Raw genomic sequence first — 19,410 nt, 5'->3', positions numbered from 1 at the left:
GCTGATCGCCCGACCAGTAAATGTCCTTGGCCAGAAACAACAGATCATTCAATAGATGACAGGTTTCTAATGTTCGTAACTGGCACCTGCAAGTACGCGATCTGGCGCAACCGCTCTGCTTTCCTAGTTTTTCGGTTGGGAATACTCTCGCCGCCATGATTCGCGACACGGAAAACGTGGACCGGCGGATCGCTACGAGGAGATGGCAATGAAGACTTATCTGGCGGAAGTTCTAGGCACATTTCTGTTGGTGTTCATCGGTACGGCTTCGGTGGTGACGGGCGGCTTCGGCGGTGCGCTGCCGCTCGGCCAGGAAGGCATCGGACTGGCATTCGGCATCGGTCTCATTGCGGCGGCCTATGCGATCGGCCCGATTTCAGGTGCGCATCTCAATCCGGCGGTGACGCTGGGTGTCTTCCTTGCCGGCCGGCTGCCGGCCAAGGACGTCATCCCCTACTGGATTGCGCAGATCATCGGCGCCATCCTGGCCTCGCTGGCATTGTGGATCATCGTCTCCGGCCAGGCCGGCGGACACACCGGCGGCTTTGGCGCCAATGGTTGGGACGTGGCGAAATGGGGCGTCAGCTCGGCGTTCCTGTGGGAACTGATCGGCACTTTCACCTTCGTCACCGTGATCCTCGGTGTCACCGCTGAAAAGCACTCGACGGCGTTCGCCGGGCTGGTCATCGGCCTGACGCTGGCAGGGTTGCACTTCGCCATCATCCCGGTCACCGGTACGTCGCTCAATCCGGCCCGCTCGATCGGCCCGGCGCTGTTTTCCGGCAGTGCGGCGATCGGCCAGCTCTGGCTGTTCATCGTTGCACCGTTGATCGGCGGCGCCATTGCCGGCGTCGTCGCCAAGGCGCGCGTCTTCGAGAAGGACTGAGGTTTGGAAGCTTGAATACGAAAAAGGCGCGGGCCGTGGCCCGCGCCTTTTTTTGCCGACCCTGCCGCGTCCCAACGACAAGGCCATACCTCACTCGCCTGTTTTCGCTCGCTTGGTCGAGCGCGCTGGGAAACCGGCCTATAGCTTTCTAAAGAAGCCGGACAGAATATTCGGACCTGCTTCGCCGGGCCGCAGTCTGATTCCGTCCTCGAAGCAGTTCAGTGTCACGCACTGGAAGCCGTTGTGTGCGAGGAGTGCCACCAGCGAGTCACGGTCGAAGTGGTGCAGGTGCTCGTTGGGGAGACGCATGCGCCACGTCTGGAACCACGCGTCGCCGTCGGCCCCGAGCTCGCGGCAGCGGCTATAAGGGACGGCGACGGCCAGATAGCGGGCCTGAAGGCGGGCGAGGAAACCCAGATCCGGGATGTGCTCCAGCACGTCGAACATGGCGACGAGATCCCACGAGCTGGCGAGCGCCTCATCCCAATCGACAAAGCGGACGCCCTTGGGCAGCGGAAACCTGGCGATGTCGCAGCCGGCGCAGTCGGAGACTCCGGTTATTTTCGCGGCCTCGACGAATGTGCCCGTGCCGTATCCAATCTCCAGCACGGACCCGGGAATCTCGCCGGTGATTCCAAGCACCCAGCCAAGTCGCTGATATCCGAGCTTGATGGTCCGGTCACTCAGGTCCTCGTAATAGGAGATGTATTGCTTGTCGTATTTGATCGGGGTGAAGTCGATCTGGTTGATCACGCCAAACTCGTCCACCTCGTAATTGTCCAACATCAGCGCGCGGCCTCCGATTCCGAATTCCTAAATCACAGCCAACCGCGGATCTGGGCGCAAACCGGTCATGGTATAAATATAAGAAATATATACGTAAAAAATACCACGATATGGACCATGCCAGTCAGAAACGTTGTTCTTTCGGTACTAAAACTTACGTTGCATATGAAGAGTGCTAGAACTAGAAGTACTGCGTCAGTCGATGGAAGCCCAAGGGTTAAACCTCTCCCCGTCAGCAGGCTGGCGGCTGCGACAGCCGGTATTGTCAAGCCAATTGTAGCGCATGCGGAACCCATCGCAACATTCAAGCCGCGTTGCAGCTCATTGTGAAGTGAAGCGCGAACCGCCGAAATGGCCTCCGGCATCAAAACCAACCCGGCGATCAATGCTCCCACAATACTGTCGGACTGGGTCACCTGGTAGGCAACGAGCGTATCTTCAACACCTGCGGCGACTTGCTCGGCGAGCATGACAATTCCAATCAGCCCGATCAACAGGAGCAAAGTACTGACAGCGACGCTTTCGTGAGGGGCGGTCCGCATCGAAACGTCGTGTTCCTGTCCTTGGACGAAGTCGTCTCGGTGCCGGACAGTCTGCGCGAACACAAAACTTGCGTACAGCAGCACTGAAAGCACGGCTACGAAGCCCAGTTGAGCAGCTGAAAATGTGCCAGGGCCCGTAGTTTGTGTGTAGGTTGGCAGAATAAGCGTCATGACGGTCAGCGCGGCCAGAACCGCCAAATATGCGCTGGTTCCTTGTCGAACAATTGCCTGCTTGCGATGACGCCAGCCGCCAAGCGCGAGACACATGCCGACAACGCCGGTAGATGTAATCATCATCGTTGAAAAGACGGACTCACGTGCAAGCGTGGGGTTGTTCTCTCCATGCAGCATCATGGAAACGATGATCGACACTTCGATTGCCGTCACGGCAAAAGTCAGCACCAATGTGCCGTAGGGTTCTCCTACACGCCGAGCCACCGCCTCTGCATGGTCGAGCACCACGAAAATGGTGGTGAACATAATCGCACTCGAAAGCCCTCCGACAAGGATCCTGACGCCCAGCGAACCTTCATCCACCGACAGCCCGCTTGCCCTGACTGCGACAGCCATCATCAAGGCGGCCAAGGGCATCGCATAAGAGATCACCGATCGTCCGAAACCACGCATTCAGGCCCCTATGCGTTTGCAAAACTTGCGGAAAACCCATGGGAGCACCGTCGCCAATATCCGGCAGGGCCCCCATTCGACCCCTCACAAACAACGTCACCAAACGATGCCGCAGGATCCGCGATCCTTGGCTGCATTCAGTGCACCGACAAATCGAAGCGCTGCTCCCCTTACGCCGTCTTCTGCGTCACCAGCCCCAGTTCCTTGACCATCGCCTCGCGCATCAGAAACTTCTGCGGTTTGCCGGTCACCGTCATCGGCAATTCAGTGCGGAAGCGAATGTGGCGCGGGATCTTGTAATGGGCGATCTGGCCGGCGCAGAAGGTCTTGATCTCCTGTTCAGTGGCGATCTGGCCTGGCTTGAGCACGATCCAGGCGCACAGCTCCTCGCCATATTTTGGGTCTGGAATGCCGAACACCTGCACTTCCCTGACCTTGGGATGGCGGTAGAGGAATTCCTCGACCTCACGCGGATAGACGTTCTCGCCACCGCGGATGACCATGTCCTTGACCCGGCCGACAATGTTGCAATAGCCCTCGGCGTCGATGGTGGCGAGATCGCCGGTATGCATCCAGCCATCGGTGTCGATCGCTTCGCGGGTCTTGTCGTCGTCGCCCCAATAGCCCTTCATCACCGAATAGCCGCGCGTGCATAGCTCGCCCGGCGCGCCGACGGCGACGGTGGCGCCGTCGGAATCGACTGCCTTGACCTCGACATGGGGGTGGATGCGACCGACCGTCGAGACGCGCTTTTCCAGCGGGTCGTCGACGCCGCTCTGGAACGACACCGGACTGGTCTCGGTCATGCCGTAGGCGATCGTCACTTCTGACATATGCATCAGCGACACCACTTTCTTCATCACCTCGATCGGGCATGGCGAGCCGGCCATGATGCCGGTGCGCAGGCTGGAGAGATCGAAGGACTGGAAGTCCGGATGATCGAGGAGTGCTACGAACATGGTCGGCACGCCATAGAGTCCGGTGCAGCGCTCATTTGCCACCGCTTTCAGCGTGGCGCCGGCATCGAACCCCTCGCCCGGGAAAACCATGGTCGCGCCCTTCGACACGCAGCCCATGGTGCCCATCGACATGCCGAAGCAGTGATAGAGCGGCACCGGGATGCACAGCCGGTCGTCGACGGTCAGCTTAATCGCCGAGGTGACGAAATTGCCGTTGTTGACGATGTTGTTGTGGGTCAGCGTCGCGCCCTTGGGTGCCCCTGTCGTACCTGACGTGAACTGGATGTTGATGGCGTCGCCGGGCTTCAGCCCCTCCGAGATTCGGTCGAGGCTGTCATGCTCGTCGCGCCCGGCCATGGCCAGCACATCAGCGAAATTGAACATGCCGGGTGAGTTGTCCTCACCCATGCGGATGACGATCTTCAGCGCCGGCAGTTGCTTTGCCTTGAGCTTGCCGGGTGTGGCGGTCGCGATCTCCGGCGCCAGCGTCTCGATCATGCCGAGATAGTCGGAGGTCTTGAACTTGACCGCTGTCACAAGCGCCTTGCAGCCGACCTTGTTCAAGGCATAGTCGAGCTCGGTCAGCCGGTAGGCCGGATTGATGTTGACCAGAATCAAGCCGATGCGCGCGGTGGCGAATTGCGTCACTAGCCATTCCCATCGGTTGGGCGACCAGATGCCGACGCGATCGCCCTTTTCAAGGCCCAGCGCCAGGAAGCCGGCGGCCAGCGCATCGACCGTGTCCGACAGTTCGCTCCAGGTGAAGCGCTTGTCCTGGTCGACGAAGACCGCGGCATCGAGCGTGGCGTATTTGCTGGCGGTGTCGGAAAACAGCGCGGGAATGGTCTTGTTGAGCAGCGGCGTCGAGCGCTCGCCGGAAACATGCGCTGTGCCGTCGACGGGTGCCACGAAGACATCGCCATTGCGCGATCCACGCGCGCGCAAATTGGTGGCATTCTTCAGCTCGTCGAGATTGATCGGCATCGCTGTCTCCTCCCAGGACGGGTCGAGCCTATCAGCCCGCCGGGATGGTGGAAATCCCGTCGATGGTACTGGAGGGCATCCTCAGCTGACGATGGCCGTCATCTTCGCGGCCACATCGCGCAGCAGCTCCTCATCCGCCGCTGCGCGCGTCTTTTTTGACGCCACCAGACAGGCCTGCGAGCGCAGGACGAGGCCGTCGCCGAGCACCTTGAGATGATTTGCGCGCAGCGTGGAGCCGGTGGTGGTGATGTCGACGATGACATCGGCCAGGCCCGCCGCCGGCGCCCCTTCGGTCGCACCGAGGCTCTCGACGATGCGATAGACCTGGATGCCGTGTTTTAGCGAGAAGAACTGCTGCGTCAGCCGCCAGTATTTGGTGGCGATCCTGAGCCGCCGGCCATGGCGCTGGCGGAAATCGGCGGCAACGTCGTCAAGATCGGCCATGGTGTCGACGTCGAGCCAGATGTCGGGCACGGCGACCACGACATCGGCATTGCCGAAGCCGAGACGGGCGACGATTTCGGCGCGGGTTTCCCAGTCGGCAAGGTTCTCGCGCACCAGGTCTTCACCGGTGATGCCGAGATCGACCGCGCCCTGGCCGATCTCGCCAGCAATCTCGGAAGCCGACAGGAAGGCGACTTCGATGCCTTCCGAGCCTTCGATGCGGGCGCGATAGGAGCGCTCGTCGCCAGGCAGGCTGACGGCGAGCCCAGCCTTGGCCAGTACCTCCAGCGCCTGCTCCTTGAGCCGGCCTTTCGACGGGATTGCCAGGGTGATCATGGCGCCGTCTCCCGCAATGCGTCGATGCGATCGAGCCAGACAGAAAAGCCGACGCCGGGGATCGGCGTCTTGGCGCCAAGCAGCGTCAGCAGCCGGTCGTAGCGACCGCCACCGACCAGCGGCCGTTCGCCATCTTGCGCCGCGATTTCGAAGACCAGGCCGGTGTAATAGTCGAGCGGACGGCCGAAGGCGGCGTCGTAGCGGATCCTTCCCGTCGGCAAGCCATGCGCTTCGATCGCCTTGGCGCGGGCGGCGAAATTCTCCAGCGCGGCGCCCAGCGAGAGCCCGGCGCCGCCGGCGAAGGTCGCCAACGCCTGGGCCGCGCCATCCAGCGGCACGTCGATCGCCAGAAAACTCTTCAGCGCCGCGAAGGCCTCGTTGGACAGCCGCACGCTGCGCAACTCGGCTTTCTCGATCAGCCGCCGTGCAATGTCGGCCGGCGATCGGCCGGCGGAAGCCGACAGGCCGGCCTCTTCCATGCCATTGACGATATGCGCGGAAAGACCTTCCAGATCGCCGTCGAGGACGAGCGCGGCGACTGGACCGGAGAGCTGGCCGTTGCGCGGAGGGTTGGCGAGATCGGCGAGCGCCGCCTGCAGCATCGGCGCCGAGCCGAAGGCGCGGGCAAGACGCATGCGCCAGCCGCGCGGCAGCCCAAGGGCGGCCAGCACCGCCTCGAAAATGGTCTGGTCGCCGAGCGTGATCGCCAGCGCCTGGCCGGGCAGCACCAGGGCAAGCAGCGCATGTGCGTCGGCCAGCGAACGGGCATCGGCTTCGGCGGTGTCGCGATCGCCCAAATCCTCGATGCCGGCCTGAAAGAACTCGTTACCGCCTTCGCGGCGCTGGCGGAACACCTCGCCCAGATAGGAATAGCGGCGCGGCGTGCCCGCCTGCGATCTTATGTGGTCGAGACAGACCGGAATGGTGAATTCCGGCCGCAGGCACAGCGCCTGACCGGTTTCGCTTTCGGTGAGAAAGATACGCCGGCGCAAGTCTTCACCGGCCATGTCGAGGAACGGATCGGCCGGCTGCAGCACCGCAACCTCGACCGCATGCGTGTTGCGCTTGACGAAGAGATTGATGATGTCGGCTGATATGGCGGGGTAGCGGGAGGTCATTGATCGGATGGGCGCGAGGCGCCCCCCTCTGGCCTGCCGGCCATCTCCCCCGCAAGGGTGGAGATCGGCAGTTGCAAGCCCCGCGCCTTTTTTCCAACGTTGAAGATTGGCGAAAGCGTTCGCGACATCCAATCTCCCCCCTTGCGGGGGAGATGGCCGGCAGGCCAGAGGGGGGTGTTCAAGCGCCACCTTTGGCGCGATCGGCGGCCTGTGCCGCCAAGATCTTTTTCACCTCGGTGACCAGTTCGCTTTCCGCCACCGTCACCTGCGCCGGGCGGGCGGCGCGCCATTCGGCGTTGTCTGTGATCTCGGCCGACATGCGGGCGCCTTCGATCAGATCCTTGATCTGCAGCTCGCCCTTGGCGCGCTCGTCGCCGCCCTGGATGATTGCGACCGGGCAGCCGCGCCGGTCGGCATATTTGAGCTGCGCCTTCATGCCGGCGCCGCCGAGATACATTTCGGAACGGATGCCGGCAGCCCGCAGCGCCGCCACCATCTTCTGGTAGCGGCCGAGGCTGTCGGTGTCCTTGTCCATGACCAGCACGACGACCGGCGCGATCACATCAGCGCTGTCGAGCTTGCCGAGGTTCTTCAGCGCGGTCATCAGCCGGGAGACGCCAATGGAGAAACCGGTCGCCGGTACCGGCTCGCCGCGAAAGCGCGAGACGAGGCCATCATAGCGGCCGCCGCCACCGACTGAGCCGAAGCGGACGATCTGGCCGTCCTCATTGGGAATCTCGGCCAGCAGTTCGGCCTCGAAGACTGGGCCGGTGTAGTATTCTAGGCCGCGCACGACGGAACGGTCCATGGCGATGCGGTCTTCGGCGTATCCCGCCGCCCGGACCAGAGCTTCGATCGTCGAGAGCTCGCCAACGCCTTCCTGGTAGACCGCATTCGTGCTGACGGTGGAATCCTGGCCAGCCTGTGCGTTCCTCGCTGTCGCGCGAAGAACTGCCTCGGCTTGTCCGTCATTCAACCCGGCACCCTTGGCGAAGTCGCCCTCGCCTTCCTTGCCGCCATCCCAGCGCCCCGGCCCAAGCAGAAGTCTCACGCCTTCGGGCCCTAGCTTGTCCAGCTTGTCGATCGCCCGCAGCACCGTCAGCCGGCGGCCGGCATTGTCGTCGCCGCCAAGGCCGATCGCCTCCAGCACGCCGTCCAGCACCTTGCGGTTGTTGACGCGGATGACGTAGTCGCCGCGCTTGATGCCGAGCGCTTCCATCACGTCGGCCATCATCATCGCCATCTCGGCGTCCGCCGCCACGCCCGGCGTGCCGATCGTGTCGGCGTCGAACTGCATGAACTGGCGGAAGCGGCCGGGGCCTGGCTTCTCGTTGCGGAACACCCAGCCGGAGCGGTAGCTGCGATACGGCTTGGGCAGCCGCTCGTAATTCTCGGCGACAAAACGCGCCGTCGGCGCAGTCAGGTCGTAGCGCAGCGACAGCCACTGGTCGTCATCGTCCTGGAAGGAGAACACGCCTTCGTTCGGCCGGTCCTGGTCGGGCAGGAACTTTCCCAGCGCATCGGTGTATTCGATCAGCGGCTGGTCGGCCGGTTCGAAACCATAGAGCTCATAGACCGAGCGGATCGTCGCCATCATCTTCTCGACGGCGCGGATGTCTTCGGCGCTGCGGTCGGCAAAACCGCGCGGCAGCCGCGCTTTCGTCTTTTCCGATTTGTCGGCCATGGAATGGGTACTCGGTGTTTCGTGGCGCTGTGCGATAGGAAATTTCCTATTTCCGCAGCGCGCGTGTCCTAACCGATGCAGCTTTGTGCGGCAAGGGTTTGCCGCCTTGCCTCTCCCTGCCGGGAGAAGGCAGAGGCGAACCGCCCCCGAAACAAAAACGCACCGAAAATGAAACATTCCCGCCATGGGTGCGGCATCGTGCCGACACAATCGCAGCCGATAAGTCGCGCCGACACGAAGGGGTTCGGGCCATGACCAGCACAGCGAGATTCCATGCCATCGACGGCAGCGCAGGCGACTTGCCCGCGCGCCTGCGTCCAGCCGACATCCACGCCCAGAAAATCGTCAGCCAGGCCGCCGGTCCGTTCGAGATACCGGCCGACACCGGCGAGGGACCATCCATGCGCGACGCATTGATGACCGGCCTGCTGGTGATCTACCCGACCGTGGCCACGGTGGTGGCGATTGTCGCCGGGCTTTTCCTGGCCAGTGCCAACGGCACCTGAGATTTGGGCGGAATCAGTACCGGTGGCTGCAACGATAGCAGCCACAAGGGGGTGCACGTCGGCGGACCAGCACGAATTGACAAACCTCGCGCCGCCCCTCATCCGCCTACCGGCACCTTCTCCCCGTGAACGGGGAGAAGGGATTACTTCGGTCGCTTGAAAGCCTTTCGCTCTTTCTCGACTTGCTTGCGGCAGACACAGCCCTCGAGATGGTCGTTGACTAGGCCCATGGCCTGCATGAAGGCGTAGACCGTGGTCGGGCCGACAAAGCTCCAGCCGCGCTTCTTCAGTTCCTTCGATATCCGAACCGAGACGGCCGTGGTCGGGTTGGCGCGCAGATGGGCGAGGTCGACGATTTCGGGACGCTCGTCCTTGCCGGGTTCGAACTTCCAGAACCAGGCCGCCAGCGAGCCGAATTCATCGGCCATTTCGCGGGCGCGCTTGGCGTTGTTGATGGTCGAGACGATCTTGCCGCGATGACGGATGATGCCGGCATTGCCAAGCAGGCGCTCGACATCCTTGTCGGTGAAGGCGGCGACCTTGTCGAATTCGAAATTGGCGAAGGCCTCGCGAAAATTCTCCCGCTTGCGCAGGATGGTGAGCCACGACAGGCCCGACTGGAAACCCTCCAGGCAGATCTTTTCGAACAGCCTGCGGTCGTCCGCCACCGGCCGGCCCCATTCATGATCGTGGTAATGCAGATAGTCGGGCAGATTGCCGTGCCAGAAGCAACGCGCGACACCGTCGGGGCCGGCGAGCAGGCCGGTGTTTTCTTTTTCCATAGCCAAAAATCCGTCCGTTAACACGCCTTTGCGCTGCATTTACTGCGGCTTTACCAGATTCCTGAACCCAGCGGTAACCACACCAAAAGGTTTACTGACAACAGCGCATTTTACGCATTCCGATTCATGTTTCGGTTGCTGCTTGCGCGCCAATGATCGCCAAACCGGGGAGCGTTTTCCACCCGGTTGTGTCAGACGATCAAGGTGCGTTCCGATGAAGACAGTTCTGTTTCCCGTGCTCGGTGCCGTGGCTCTGTTTGCCTCGGGCGTCACGCCCTCAACCGCCGGCGACCGCTATGCCGACAGGCCGCCGGTGATGGTGAGCCCCGACCTTTCCGCCCCCTGGGTGCTGCAGCTTGGCCATGCGCCCGGCATCGTTCGCCAGAACCGCCAGGTCGTGCAGCAGCCGCGCCTGCGCTACGCGCAGCCGGGGCTGCCCGACCGGGTGCAGACGGCGGCCGTGCAGCCGCCTTCCAAGCGGATGGTCATGCGTCCGCAGATCAACCCGATCTACCTGCCGCAGGAAGTCGCCTATGACGGCCCGCAGAAGCCAGGCACGATCGTCATCGATACGACCCAGAATTTCCTCTTTCTGGTCGAGAAGAACGGTAAGGCACGGCGCTACGGCGTCGGCACCGGCAAACCCGGCTTCGAATGGTCGGGCACGCACAAGATCACCAACAAGCGCGAGTGGCCGGACTGGCGCCCACCGGCGCAGATGATCAAGCGCGAGGCCGCCAAGGGCCGCTACCTGCCGACCTACCTGGCCGGCGGCCTGGAGAACCCGCTCGGCGCACGCGCGCTCTATATCGGCACGACCGAATATCGCATCCACGGCACCAACCAGCCATGGACAATCGGCGGCGCGGTGTCGTCAGGTTGCATCCGCATGCGCAACGAGGACGTCGTCGACCTCTATGAACGGGTCAATGTCGGAACCACGGTCGAGGTGATATAGTTTCGGCGGCGAATCACTTGGCCGGCAAAGCACCTCGCTTTTGGCGGCCAGTCTGAAGATACGGGGGACGGGCCGTATGGGGATGCGGCCAGTCAGGAAGGGCAGCACGGGAAACCGCGCTGCCCTTTCCGTTTCGACCGGAGCCTGAGGGTCAGCGAGACTATGCCTTGGGGGGCACGTCGCGCAAAAAGCATGACGGTTCGCTTTCGCGCTGCCCTTGGCGATGTTCTTTTGCTATGTCGGCGGCAACCGAGCAAAAGAGTTCACCCATGTCCCTGTCCGACGACAGCCGCTATCTCAAGGGCGGCCCGGTTGCCCAGCGCATCATTGCCGCCGTGCGCGAGGATGCAGCGATCGCCAAAGCCGAGGGGTTTCCGCCCAAGCTGATCTCGATCACCGTCGGCGATACCGCGGCGGTGGATGTCTACGTGCGCAACCAGCGCGCCAAGGCGCAACTGGCCGGCATCGATTTCGAGGAACGGCGCTTTCCCGCCACCATCACATCAGGCGAACTGGAAGCGGCCATCCACGGACTGAACGCCGATCCGCGCGTCACCGGCATCATCATCCAGCGGCCGGTGCCGGCACATATCCCGGTCCGGACGCTGCAGGCGGCGGTGCATCCGCTCAAGGATGTCGAGGGCATGCATCCGGCTTCGATCGGCAACATCGTCTACAACCAGCTCGACCTCGCGCCCTGCACCGCGGCCGCCTCGGTCGAGCTGCTGAAGGAGACCGGCCTCGACCTCAAGGGGCTGGAAGTCGTCATCGTCGGCCATTCCGAAATTGTCGGCAAGCCGATCGCCTTCCTGCTGATGAGCGAAGGTGCGACGGTGACGGTCTGCCATCACATGACGCGATCGGTTGCCGCGCATGCGCGTCGCGCCGATGCGCTGTTCGTCGCCGTCGGCAAGCCGCGGCTGATCAAGGCCGACATGGTCAAGCCGGGTGCGGCGGTCATCGACATCGGCATCAATTCGGAGATCGGGCCTGACGGCTCCAGCCGTATCGTCGGCGACGTCGACACCGAAAGCGTGCGCGAGGTCGCCTCCTGGATCACGCCGGTGCCGGGCGGCGTCGGCCCGATCACGGTGGCGATCCTGCTGCGCAACACGATGGTGGCGCTCAGCCGGCAGCGCGCGCTCTATGAAGCGACATACGGCACGGCCGACAGGCTGGCGGCCGAGTAAGCACCGAGACGGGCCACGAGGCCTACTCGGCGGCGATCAGGCTGTCTTCCGCAACGCCTTCCGGCTTCGGCCCGCCATAGGCCCAGTCGAGCAGCTTGATCGTGTGCACCACCGGCATCTTCGCCGCGGACGCGATCTGCGTGATGCAACCGATGTTGCCGGTGGCGACGATCGAGGCCCCCGTGGCCTCGATGTTTTTCACCTTGCGGTCGCGCAGCTTGGCCGAAATCTCGGATTGCAGGATGTTGTAGGTGCCGGCCGAACCGCAGCACAGATGGCCCTCGCGCGGCTCGCGCACGATGAATCCGGCCTTGGTCAGCAATTCCTTCGGCTGGCGGGTGATCTTCTGGCCGTGCTGCATCGAACAGGCCGAATGATAGGCAACGACCGTGCCCGGCTTGCGCACCGGGTCGGGCAGGTCGATGCCTGAGAGATACTCGGTGATGTCCTTGGCCAGCGCCGACACCCGCGCGGCCTTGTCGACATAGGCCGGATCGAGACGCAGCATGAAGCCATAGTCCTTGATCGTCGTACCGCAGCCGGATGCGGTGATGACGATGGCATCGAGCCCGCTCTGTTCGATGGCGCGCGTCCAGGCGTCGACATTTTGCCTCGCAGAGGCAAGCGCAGCCTGCTCACGGCCCATGTGATGGACCAACGCGCCGCAGCAGCCCTCGCCTGGCGGCACCACGACCTCGACGCCGAGCCGCGTCAGCAGCGAGATCGTCGTCTCGTTGATGGCGGGATCAAGCACCGATTGCGCGCAGCCGGTGAGGATGGCGACGCGGCCTTTTTTGGCCCCTTGCCCGGCGTGGATACCCGGTGAGGCCATCGGTGACGTTTTGGGGATCGATGCCGGCGCGAGCTTGAGCATCGCTCCAAGCGGCTTCAGCGCTTGGACCTTCCCGAACAGGCCAATGAACGGCTTGCCCAGCCTCGCCAGCCTGAGTGCTGCGCGAAAGCGTGCGGGATAGGGCAGCACGAAGGCAAGCATGGCGCGGGTCAGGCGGTCGAGCAGCGGCCGCTTGTAGGTCTCCTGGATGTGAGCACGGGCATGGTCGACCAGATGCATGTAGTTGACGCCCGAGGGACAAGTGGTCATGCAGGCAAGGCAGGACAGGCAGCGGTCGATATGGGTGACGATCTCCCTGTCGGCGGGACGGCCGTTCTCCAGCATGTCCTTGATCAGGTAGATGCGCCCGCGCGGCGAATCGAGCTCGTTGCCGAGCGTGACATAGGTCGGGCAGGTGGCGGTGCAGAAGCCACAATGCACGCATTTGCGCAGGATCTTCTCCGATTCCGCGACATGCGGATCGGCAAGCTGGGCAAGCGAAAAATTGGTCTGCATCGCGATCTAGTCCTAGGCCATGCGGCCGGGATTGAGGATGTTTCTTGGGTCGAATTCCTGCTTCAGCCGCGCGCTAAGTGCGGCCAGCGTCGGCGCCTGCGGCTCGAAAACCGGCAGGGCGGCGCGATGGGAAGGGGCGGCGCGCACCAGCGTCGCATGGCCGCCGCCATGTTTTCTCAACAGCCCACGCAGCAAAGCGGCTTCCGGTTCGCCCTCTTCCATGCGCAACCACACCAGCCCGCCCTGCCAATCATAGAACGCGCTGACAGCGGCCTGCATGCGCAGCGTCAGAACCATCTGGTGGCCCTCTCCCGGCGTCATCGACACACGCCAGACCGGCTTCTCGGTGCCGTCGGCGAAGGGCCTGCAATCGCGCACATCTCGCCAGATCAGCCGTGAAGCCTCGCCGGAAATCTCCTCCAGCGGTCCAGCCTTGCCGAGCAGCGTTTTCAGAGCGGCGATGCGATAGGCGACGGAAGGGCCAAAACCTTCGACGCGCAGCAACGTCGCGGCCTCGCTGCCAAGCGTGCCGCCGGCGACGCGCGCGGCGATACGCTCCGGCAGATGGGCAGCGCTCGACACTTCGGCGCTGGAGCCGAGCGCCAGCGCCATGGCGGTGGCGGCGGCATCGTCGAGCAGGCCACGGACGGCGAGCGTCACCTCGGTCTCGGCGGCGGGCAGCACCTTGAAGGTGACATCCGTGAACACGGCCAGCGTGCCCCAACTGTTGGCCATCAGTTTTGACAGATCGTAGCCGGTGACGTTCTTGACCACGCGGCCGCCGGACTTGAATGCCTCGCCACGGCCGGAAACGGCATTGATGCCCAGGATATGATCGCGCGCCGCGCCCGCCTTCAACCGGCGCGGGCCGGAAAGGTTCGCGGCAAGCACGCCGCCGATTGTGCCCTTGCCGGGCTCGCCACCAAGCAGCGGGCCGTAGTCCATCGGCTCGAAGGCAAGCTGCTGGGCGTTTTCCGCCAGCAGTGTTTCGATGTCGGCCAGCGGCGTGCCGGCCTTGGCCGACAGCACCAGTTCGGCCGGTTCATAGAGCGTAACGCCTGTGAGCTTGGACAGGTCGAGCGTGTGTTCGCACTGTTGCGGACGACCAATGCCGCGCTTGGAACCATGGCCAAGGATTTCGAGCGGCGACTCCTCCGCCGCCGCCCAGGCGACGGTGGACAGGACTTCGTCCGATGTGGTCGGGGTAAAAGACGTCAAAGCCTGTGCTCCCGGAGCTTTTCGAGCACGGCTTCGCCCCTTGGCGACAGCCGGTAACCGACCTCGAGGCTCTCGGTGAGGCCGAGTTCCTTGAGCTTGCGGACATCCTGCTTGAATTTCAGCGGTTCGACGCCGGCCATCGCAGCCAGCTCAGCCGCCCGCACTTCCGGGTGGGCGCCGATCGTCCGCAGGATCGACGGGAAGTAACCCGGTGCCGTCTTGTCCCGGCGCGCAAATCGTGCGGTCAGGGCGTGCCAATCCGCATCGGAAAGCGAGGCCTCGCCACGCAAGGCAACGCGTTCGTCGGGTTCGATACCGTTGAGTTCGATGCGGTAGACCGGGGTGCCGTCATGGGAGCCCAGCATCTCCTGAAGAGCTCCGAGTGCCGGAAAGCCGGCCGCTGCGTCCTTTTCCGTCAGTGCGGACATGTCCACGATCGCAATATCGCCGATCAGCACGACGCCCGACGCCGTCCTCACCCGCCCGCCGGCCTTGACTGTCGGCCGCTTCCAGCGGCGGAACGCGAGCGTCACTTCCTTGCGCGCGATCTTGTCCAGCGAGGATTGTTTGAACAGCAATTCAGACCTCACTCGGGCTCGCCCCTTTCGACAGAGGGGCATGTTCAAGCACCAGCATCTCTGCTCAAAACCTCGAAACGATGTACTGTTCCTGCTCTTTCATCGTAATGCGCCTTCGCCGATCGCACGCAGAACCCAAAGTTTGTCGGCCTCTGACACCTCTAGTTGGCCCAATCTAGTTCGACCAGAAGCGGAGATTCTGAGCACATTTCTTCCAGGAAACTCCCGCTTCAACGTCAGCAAGCCGAGGTGCACCAAGGATTGCAGGTCACGCGTATATGGTGGACAGCGAGAGCTTCCGACCGCCATCCCCTCTTCACCGTAACGATCCACGAATACCCACAGCAGAGCACCCATACGGCGCAAAGAAGGCGGTGAAACAATCGGGTTTGGGTCAGTTTCGTGTCTCCAACTGCCATGTAGCCGCCTATCGGCAAGGCGATCCTTAATGATCTTGGACAATGGGAAAGCTGGCGCGGTTGGCTTCTTTGCCATCTCAACTCAAAACCTCGGAATGTCCGGAAACGGCAGCTTGCCGCCGGAAATGTGCATGCGGCCGAGTTCGGCGCAGCGGCGAAGCTGCGGGAAGACCTTGCCGGGATTCAAAAGATGGTTGGGGTCGAAAGCGCATTTGACCCGCATCTGCTGGTCGAGGTCGATCTGGTTGAACATCTCCGGCATCAGGTCGCGCTTCTCGACGCCAACGCCGTGTTCGCCGGTAAGCACGCCGCCGACCTTGACGCAGAGCCGCAATATGTCGGCGCCGAAGCTTTCGGCCTTCTCGAGTTCGCCGGGCACATTGGCGTCGTAAAGGATCAGCGGATGCAGATTGCCGTCGCCGGCGTGAAAGACATTGGCGACGCCGAGACCGTATGTCTCCGACAGCTCGCGCATGCCGGCCAGCACGCGCGGCAGTTCCTTGCGCGGGATGGTGCCATCCATGCAGTAATAGTCGGGCGAGATGCGGCCAACCGCCGGAAAGGCCGCCTTGCGGCCGGCCCAGAAGCTCAACCGCTCCTGCTCCGACTGCGAGATGCGGCAGGTGGTCGAACCGTTCTTGTAGGCGATAGCTTCGACAAGGCCGATCAGGTGATCGACCTCGACACTCGGCCCGTCGAGTTCGACGATCAGCAGCGCCTCGACATCCAGGGGATAGCCGGCATGGACGAAATCTTCCGCGGCATGGATCGCCGGCCGGTCCATCATTTCCATGCCGCCCGGAATGATGCCGGCGCCGATGATGTCGGCGACGCACTGGCCGCCCTGCTCGCTGGTCGGAAAGCCGATCAGCAGGGCGCGTGCGGTCTCCGGCTTTTTCAGGATGCGCACGGTGACCTCGGTGACGACGCCGAGCAGACCTTCCGAACCGGTCATGACACCGAGTAGGTCGTAACCTTCCGCATCGAGGTGACTGCCGCCGAGCTGCACCACCTCGCCATTCATCAGCACCATCTCGATGCCGAGCACATTGTTGGCGGTGAGGCCGTATTTCAGGCAGTGCACGCCGCCGGAATTTTCTGCGACATTGCCGCCGATCGAGCAGGCGATCTGGGAGGATGGATCGGGGGCGTAGTAGAAGCCCTCCTGCTCGACGGCGGTGGTGATGCCGAGATTGGTGACGCCCGGCTGGGCGACGACGACGCGGTTGGGGAAATCGATGGCCAGGATGCGGTTGAAGCGGCTCATGACCAGCAGCACCGCGTCCTCGAGCGGCAATGCGCCGCCAGACAGCGAGGTGCCGGAGCCGCGCGGCACGACGCGGATGTTGCGGTCGTTGCAGTATTTCAGCAGGCGGGAAACCTGCGCCACCGTCTGTGGCAGCACGACGACCAGCGGCAGCTGCCGATAGGCTGTCAGGCCATCGCTCTCGAAGGCCCGCATGGAATTGGCGGCGTCGACGACGCCCTCGCCCGGGACGATGATGCGCATGTCGGCGACGATCTCGTCGCGCCGGCGCATCGTGGCGTCGTCTGGTTTCGGCATGGCCAGGCCGGACATCTGCAGCCTCGTTTTGCTTGACTGGTCAAAATCTTTTACCAGTGAAGCGCGGCGGTTGCAAATCCCGCTTTGGCGGAAAGTCCAAAGTCACCGCCGGACAGGCTTCCGCAGCGGCAATCTGCCGCTGCGGGTACAGCCCTATTCGCCCGCCGGCTTGCCGGGTTCGGAATGCATCCGGCGCACGCGGCGCACGCCCCACCACACCAGCAGAATGGCGACGGGTACCGAGGCGGCGGTGACGACCTCCGGCGCGAAGGCATGGCCGAAGATCGAGGCGCCCTTGGCGACATAGCCGACGAGGCCGACCACATAATAGGAGACGGCGGCGACAGAGAGGCCTTCGACGGTCTGCTGCAGGCGCAGTTGCAGGCGGGCGCGATTGTTCATCGACGCCAGCAGGTCGCGGTTCTGCTTCTCGACCTCGACATCGACCCAGGTGCGCAGCAGCGTCGTGGCGCGGGTCAGCTTGCGCGACAGATTGGCCTGGCGCTCCTCGACCGAACGGCAGGTGCGCATGGCCGGTGCGACGCGGCGCTGCAGGAACCCACCCCAGGTGTCGTAGCCGGGCACGGCTTCTTCCTCGAGCGCCTCCAACCGCTCGACGACGATGCCGTCATAGGCGCGGCTGGCGCCGAAACGGTAGAGGCTCGACGCGGCGTCCGCTTCCAACTCGGCGGCAAGCTCGGTCAGGTCGGCCAGCAGCGTCTGGCTGTCGCGGGTTTCGGCGACCTTCATTTCCAGCGTGGTCTGCGCCAGCCTGTCCTCGATGCGGCGGGCGCGGCCGGACAGGGTGAGCGCCAATGGCAGGCCAAGCATGGCCAGCGTTCGGTAGGTTTCGATGTCGATCAGCCGTTGAGACAGCGCCCCGGTTCGCGCCGGCGTCAGGCCGCGGTCGAGCACCAACATGCGGGTCATGCCGTCGCCATCCTGGCGGAAATCGGTGACGATGGCGGCGTTGCCGCGTTCGACCAGCGAATAGCACAGGCTGGTCGGGTCGAAGCCGGCGATCAGCCGCTCACTCGCTTGCGTCCACTTGCGGATTTCGAGCCTGATCCCCGAGATGACGGTTCCCGGCGGGGAAAACCCGTTGCCGAACGGCGAGTCCTCCAGCGCCCTGCCGCTTTCGGAGAGCGGGCCTTCCCACAGGTAGGTCGAGAATTCCGTGTGCCGCTCCCAGCGCAGCGAGCCCTTGCCCCACTTCATGGCGTGGTGGCGGGCCTGGCGGTCGGGCGCGGCAATGCCCAGACGCCGCGATAGTTCGGACAGCACCGCATGGTCGACACCGGATCCGCCCTCGGTCATGAAGGCGAGTTGCACCAGGACACGCGGCTTGTCGATCAGCGGATGCGGCCGGGCATGGACCTCGCCAAGCGCACCGGGCCGGCCCTCATGCGCGGGAAAACCCATGACGCTGCCCTTGGAGCGCGGCTGGAACTCGAGATTGGACGGGTCGTCTGACACGGCTTGTCCCCCGGGGTTCTCTAGACCCTCTTACATTGCGTCCCTCTAGGGCCAATGGCCAGATGACGCAAACAGCAAAGTTTAGCCGAAGACGATATGGCGTCAGGCGTCAAAATCGACCCGCTTCGACCAATTGGATAAATAATTTGACCAGTTGGCGACGCAGGCTTTATCCTGCACGACAGCGGTTCACCTTCCAGGCATTCTGTTGAGCGACATTTTTTCCAGGATCGAGCATTCGCGCACCGCCGACGAGGTGGTGCAGCAGATCGAGAGCCTCATCCTGGAAGGCGTGCTGCGCACTGGCGACCGGTTGCCTGGCGAGCGCGAGCTCGCACGCCAGTTCGACGTGTCGCGGCCGATCCTGCGCGATGCTCTCAAGGCGCTCGAAGGGCGCGGCCTTTTGACGACCAAGGCCGGCGGCGGCACGCATGTCGCCGACATCATCGGCCAGCTGTTCACCAAGCCGGTGGCCGACCTGATCTCGATGCATCGCAAGGCGGTGGCCGACTACCTGGAATACCGCCGCGAGATCGAGGGCGTCGCGGCCGAGTATGCGGCGCGACGCGCCACGCCGGAGGATCTGGCGCTGCTCGACCGCATCATGGCGCGCATGGACGAAGCGCACCGGACCGGCGATTTCGACGACGAAGCCGAAATCGATGTCGAGTTCCACCACGCGATCTGCGAGTGCGCGCACAACATCCTGCTCTTGCACACGCTGCGCTCCTGCTACCGGCTGCTGTCGGAAGGCGTGTTCCAGAACCGGCTGCTGGTGTTCACCGTGCCCGGCGCGCGCGACGCGCTGCTTGCCCAGCACCGGGCTATCCATGCCGCGGTGAAGGCCGGTGACCCTGCGGCCGCGCGGCAAGCGGCGATGGACCACATGATCTATGTGGAGCGGTCGATGGCCGAGGCCGAGCGCAGCGGCGACTGGCAACGCGTCTCGCGGCTCAGGCTCAGGCAACGTTCTGAAGGGGCCAGATGAAACCACACGCAGACGCT

Annotated in this window: 17 protein-coding genes; 5 read left to right on the top strand and 12 right to left on the bottom strand. The window is 63.6% G+C overall.

Annotation, left to right across the window (positions count from 1 at the left end):
* The first annotated feature begins 208 nt into the window (after window positions 1-208).
* The gene (locus tag AC1DZP_RS14655; RefSeq protein ID WP_457154925.1) at window positions 209-886 is read left to right on the top strand and encodes an MIP family channel protein; all 678 of its coding nucleotides are present in this window, start codon (window positions 209-211) and stop codon (window positions 884-886) included.
* Window positions 887-1,024: 138 nt separating this feature from the next.
* Here the strand turns inward: AC1DZP_RS14655 and AC1DZP_RS14650 are convergent, their stop codons facing one another.
* The 6 genes from AC1DZP_RS14650 to hisS form a co-directional block, all read right to left on the bottom strand.
* Window positions 1,025-1,672: a class I SAM-dependent methyltransferase gene (locus AC1DZP_RS14650; RefSeq protein WP_477303293.1), complete on the bottom strand. Its 648-nt coding sequence runs from the start codon at window positions 1,670-1,672 to the stop codon at window positions 1,025-1,027.
* A 65-nt stretch (window positions 1,673-1,737) separates the two neighbouring features.
* On the bottom strand, window positions 1,738-2,841 hold the full coding sequence (locus AC1DZP_RS14645) for a calcium:cation antiporter (RefSeq protein WP_477303291.1): 1,104 nt from the start codon (window positions 2,839-2,841) through the stop codon (window positions 1,738-1,740).
* A gap of 170 nt (window positions 2,842-3,011) precedes the next feature.
* A complete protein-coding gene (locus AC1DZP_RS14640; protein ID WP_477303289.1) occupies window positions 3,012-4,784 on the bottom strand; it encodes an AMP-binding protein in 1,773 nt (590 codons plus the stop codon).
* 81 nt (window positions 4,785-4,865) lie between these two features.
* The gene (gene hisG, locus AC1DZP_RS14635) at window positions 4,866-5,564 is read right to left on the bottom strand and encodes an ATP phosphoribosyltransferase (RefSeq protein ID WP_477303287.1); all 699 of its coding nucleotides are present in this window, start codon (window positions 5,562-5,564) and stop codon (window positions 4,866-4,868) included.
* On the bottom strand, window positions 5,561-6,682 hold the full coding sequence (locus AC1DZP_RS14630; protein WP_477303285.1) for an ATP phosphoribosyltransferase regulatory subunit: 1,122 nt from the start codon (window positions 6,680-6,682) through the stop codon (window positions 5,561-5,563). Before AC1DZP_RS14630 ends, hisG begins: the two co-directional genes overlap by 4 nt.
* A 178-nt stretch (window positions 6,683-6,860) precedes the next feature.
* Window positions 6,861-8,366 (bottom strand): histidine--tRNA ligase, encoded by a 1,506-nt coding sequence (gene hisS / locus AC1DZP_RS14625; RefSeq protein ID WP_477303283.1) that lies wholly within the window; start codon window positions 8,364-8,366, stop codon window positions 6,861-6,863.
* A 251-nt stretch (window positions 8,367-8,617) separates the two neighbouring features.
* On the opposite strand from hisS, the gene AC1DZP_RS14620 reads away from it, so the two are divergent.
* Window positions 8,618-8,872 carry a hypothetical protein gene (locus tag AC1DZP_RS14620; protein WP_477303281.1) on the top strand — a complete coding sequence of 85 codons (255 nt, stop codon included), beginning with the start codon at window positions 8,618-8,620 and terminating at the stop codon, window positions 8,870-8,872.
* Between the two features lie 143 nt (window positions 8,873-9,015).
* On the opposite strand, the gene AC1DZP_RS14615 is transcribed toward AC1DZP_RS14620, so the two are convergent.
* The gene (locus AC1DZP_RS14615; RefSeq protein ID WP_184871953.1) at window positions 9,016-9,654 is read right to left on the bottom strand and encodes a DNA-3-methyladenine glycosylase I; all 639 of its coding nucleotides are present in this window, start codon (window positions 9,652-9,654) and stop codon (window positions 9,016-9,018) included.
* Window positions 9,655-9,868: 214 nt separating this feature from the next.
* Between AC1DZP_RS14615 and AC1DZP_RS14610 the strand changes: the two genes are divergently transcribed.
* Window positions 9,869-10,612, top strand: a complete 744-nt coding sequence (locus AC1DZP_RS14610; RefSeq protein ID WP_477303279.1) for a L,D-transpeptidase — start codon at window positions 9,869-9,871, stop codon at window positions 10,610-10,612.
* Between the two features lie 269 nt (window positions 10,613-10,881).
* Entirely contained in the window at window positions 10,882-11,802 is a 921-nt protein-coding gene (locus AC1DZP_RS14605) for a bifunctional 5,10-methylenetetrahydrofolate dehydrogenase/5,10-methenyltetrahydrofolate cyclohydrolase (protein WP_095088843.1), read from the top strand.
* Window positions 11,803-11,824: 22 nt separating this feature from the next.
* Here the strand turns inward: AC1DZP_RS14605 and glcF are convergent, their stop codons facing one another.
* The 5 genes from glcF to AC1DZP_RS14580 form a co-directional block, all read right to left on the bottom strand.
* A complete protein-coding gene (gene glcF, locus AC1DZP_RS14600; RefSeq protein WP_477303277.1) occupies window positions 11,825-13,150 on the bottom strand; it encodes a glycolate oxidase subunit GlcF in 1,326 nt (441 codons plus the stop codon).
* 12 nt (window positions 13,151-13,162) lie between these two features.
* The gene (locus AC1DZP_RS14595) at window positions 13,163-14,368 is read right to left on the bottom strand and encodes an FAD-binding protein (protein ID WP_477303275.1); all 1,206 of its coding nucleotides are present in this window, start codon (window positions 14,366-14,368) and stop codon (window positions 13,163-13,165) included.
* Window positions 14,365-14,946, bottom strand: a complete 582-nt coding sequence (locus AC1DZP_RS14590) for an ASCH domain-containing protein (protein WP_477303273.1) — start codon at window positions 14,944-14,946, stop codon at window positions 14,365-14,367. The genes AC1DZP_RS14595 and AC1DZP_RS14590 overlap by 4 nt, the downstream gene beginning before the upstream one ends.
* 501 nt (window positions 14,947-15,447) lie before the next feature.
* Window positions 15,448-16,944, bottom strand: coding sequence for an FAD-linked oxidase C-terminal domain-containing protein (locus tag AC1DZP_RS14585; RefSeq protein WP_477303271.1), 1,497 nt, complete (start codon window positions 16,942-16,944; stop codon window positions 15,448-15,450).
* A gap of 138 nt (window positions 16,945-17,082) precedes the next feature.
* A complete protein-coding gene (locus tag AC1DZP_RS14580; protein WP_477303269.1) occupies window positions 17,083-18,405 on the bottom strand; it encodes a DUF3422 family protein in 1,323 nt (440 codons plus the stop codon).
* A 208-nt stretch (window positions 18,406-18,613) separates the two neighbouring features.
* Between AC1DZP_RS14580 and AC1DZP_RS14575 the strand changes: the two genes are divergently transcribed.
* A complete protein-coding gene (locus tag AC1DZP_RS14575) occupies window positions 18,614-19,393 on the top strand; it encodes an FCD domain-containing protein (RefSeq protein WP_457151378.1) in 780 nt (259 codons plus the stop codon).
* Window positions 19,394-19,410 lie beyond the last annotated feature (17 nt).

The sequence above is a fragment of the Mesorhizobium sp. P2_F8 genome, from assembly GCF_056403655.1.
Note: the sequence above shows the minus strand (reverse complement) of the source record. Positions and strands in the feature narration are given on the sequence as shown.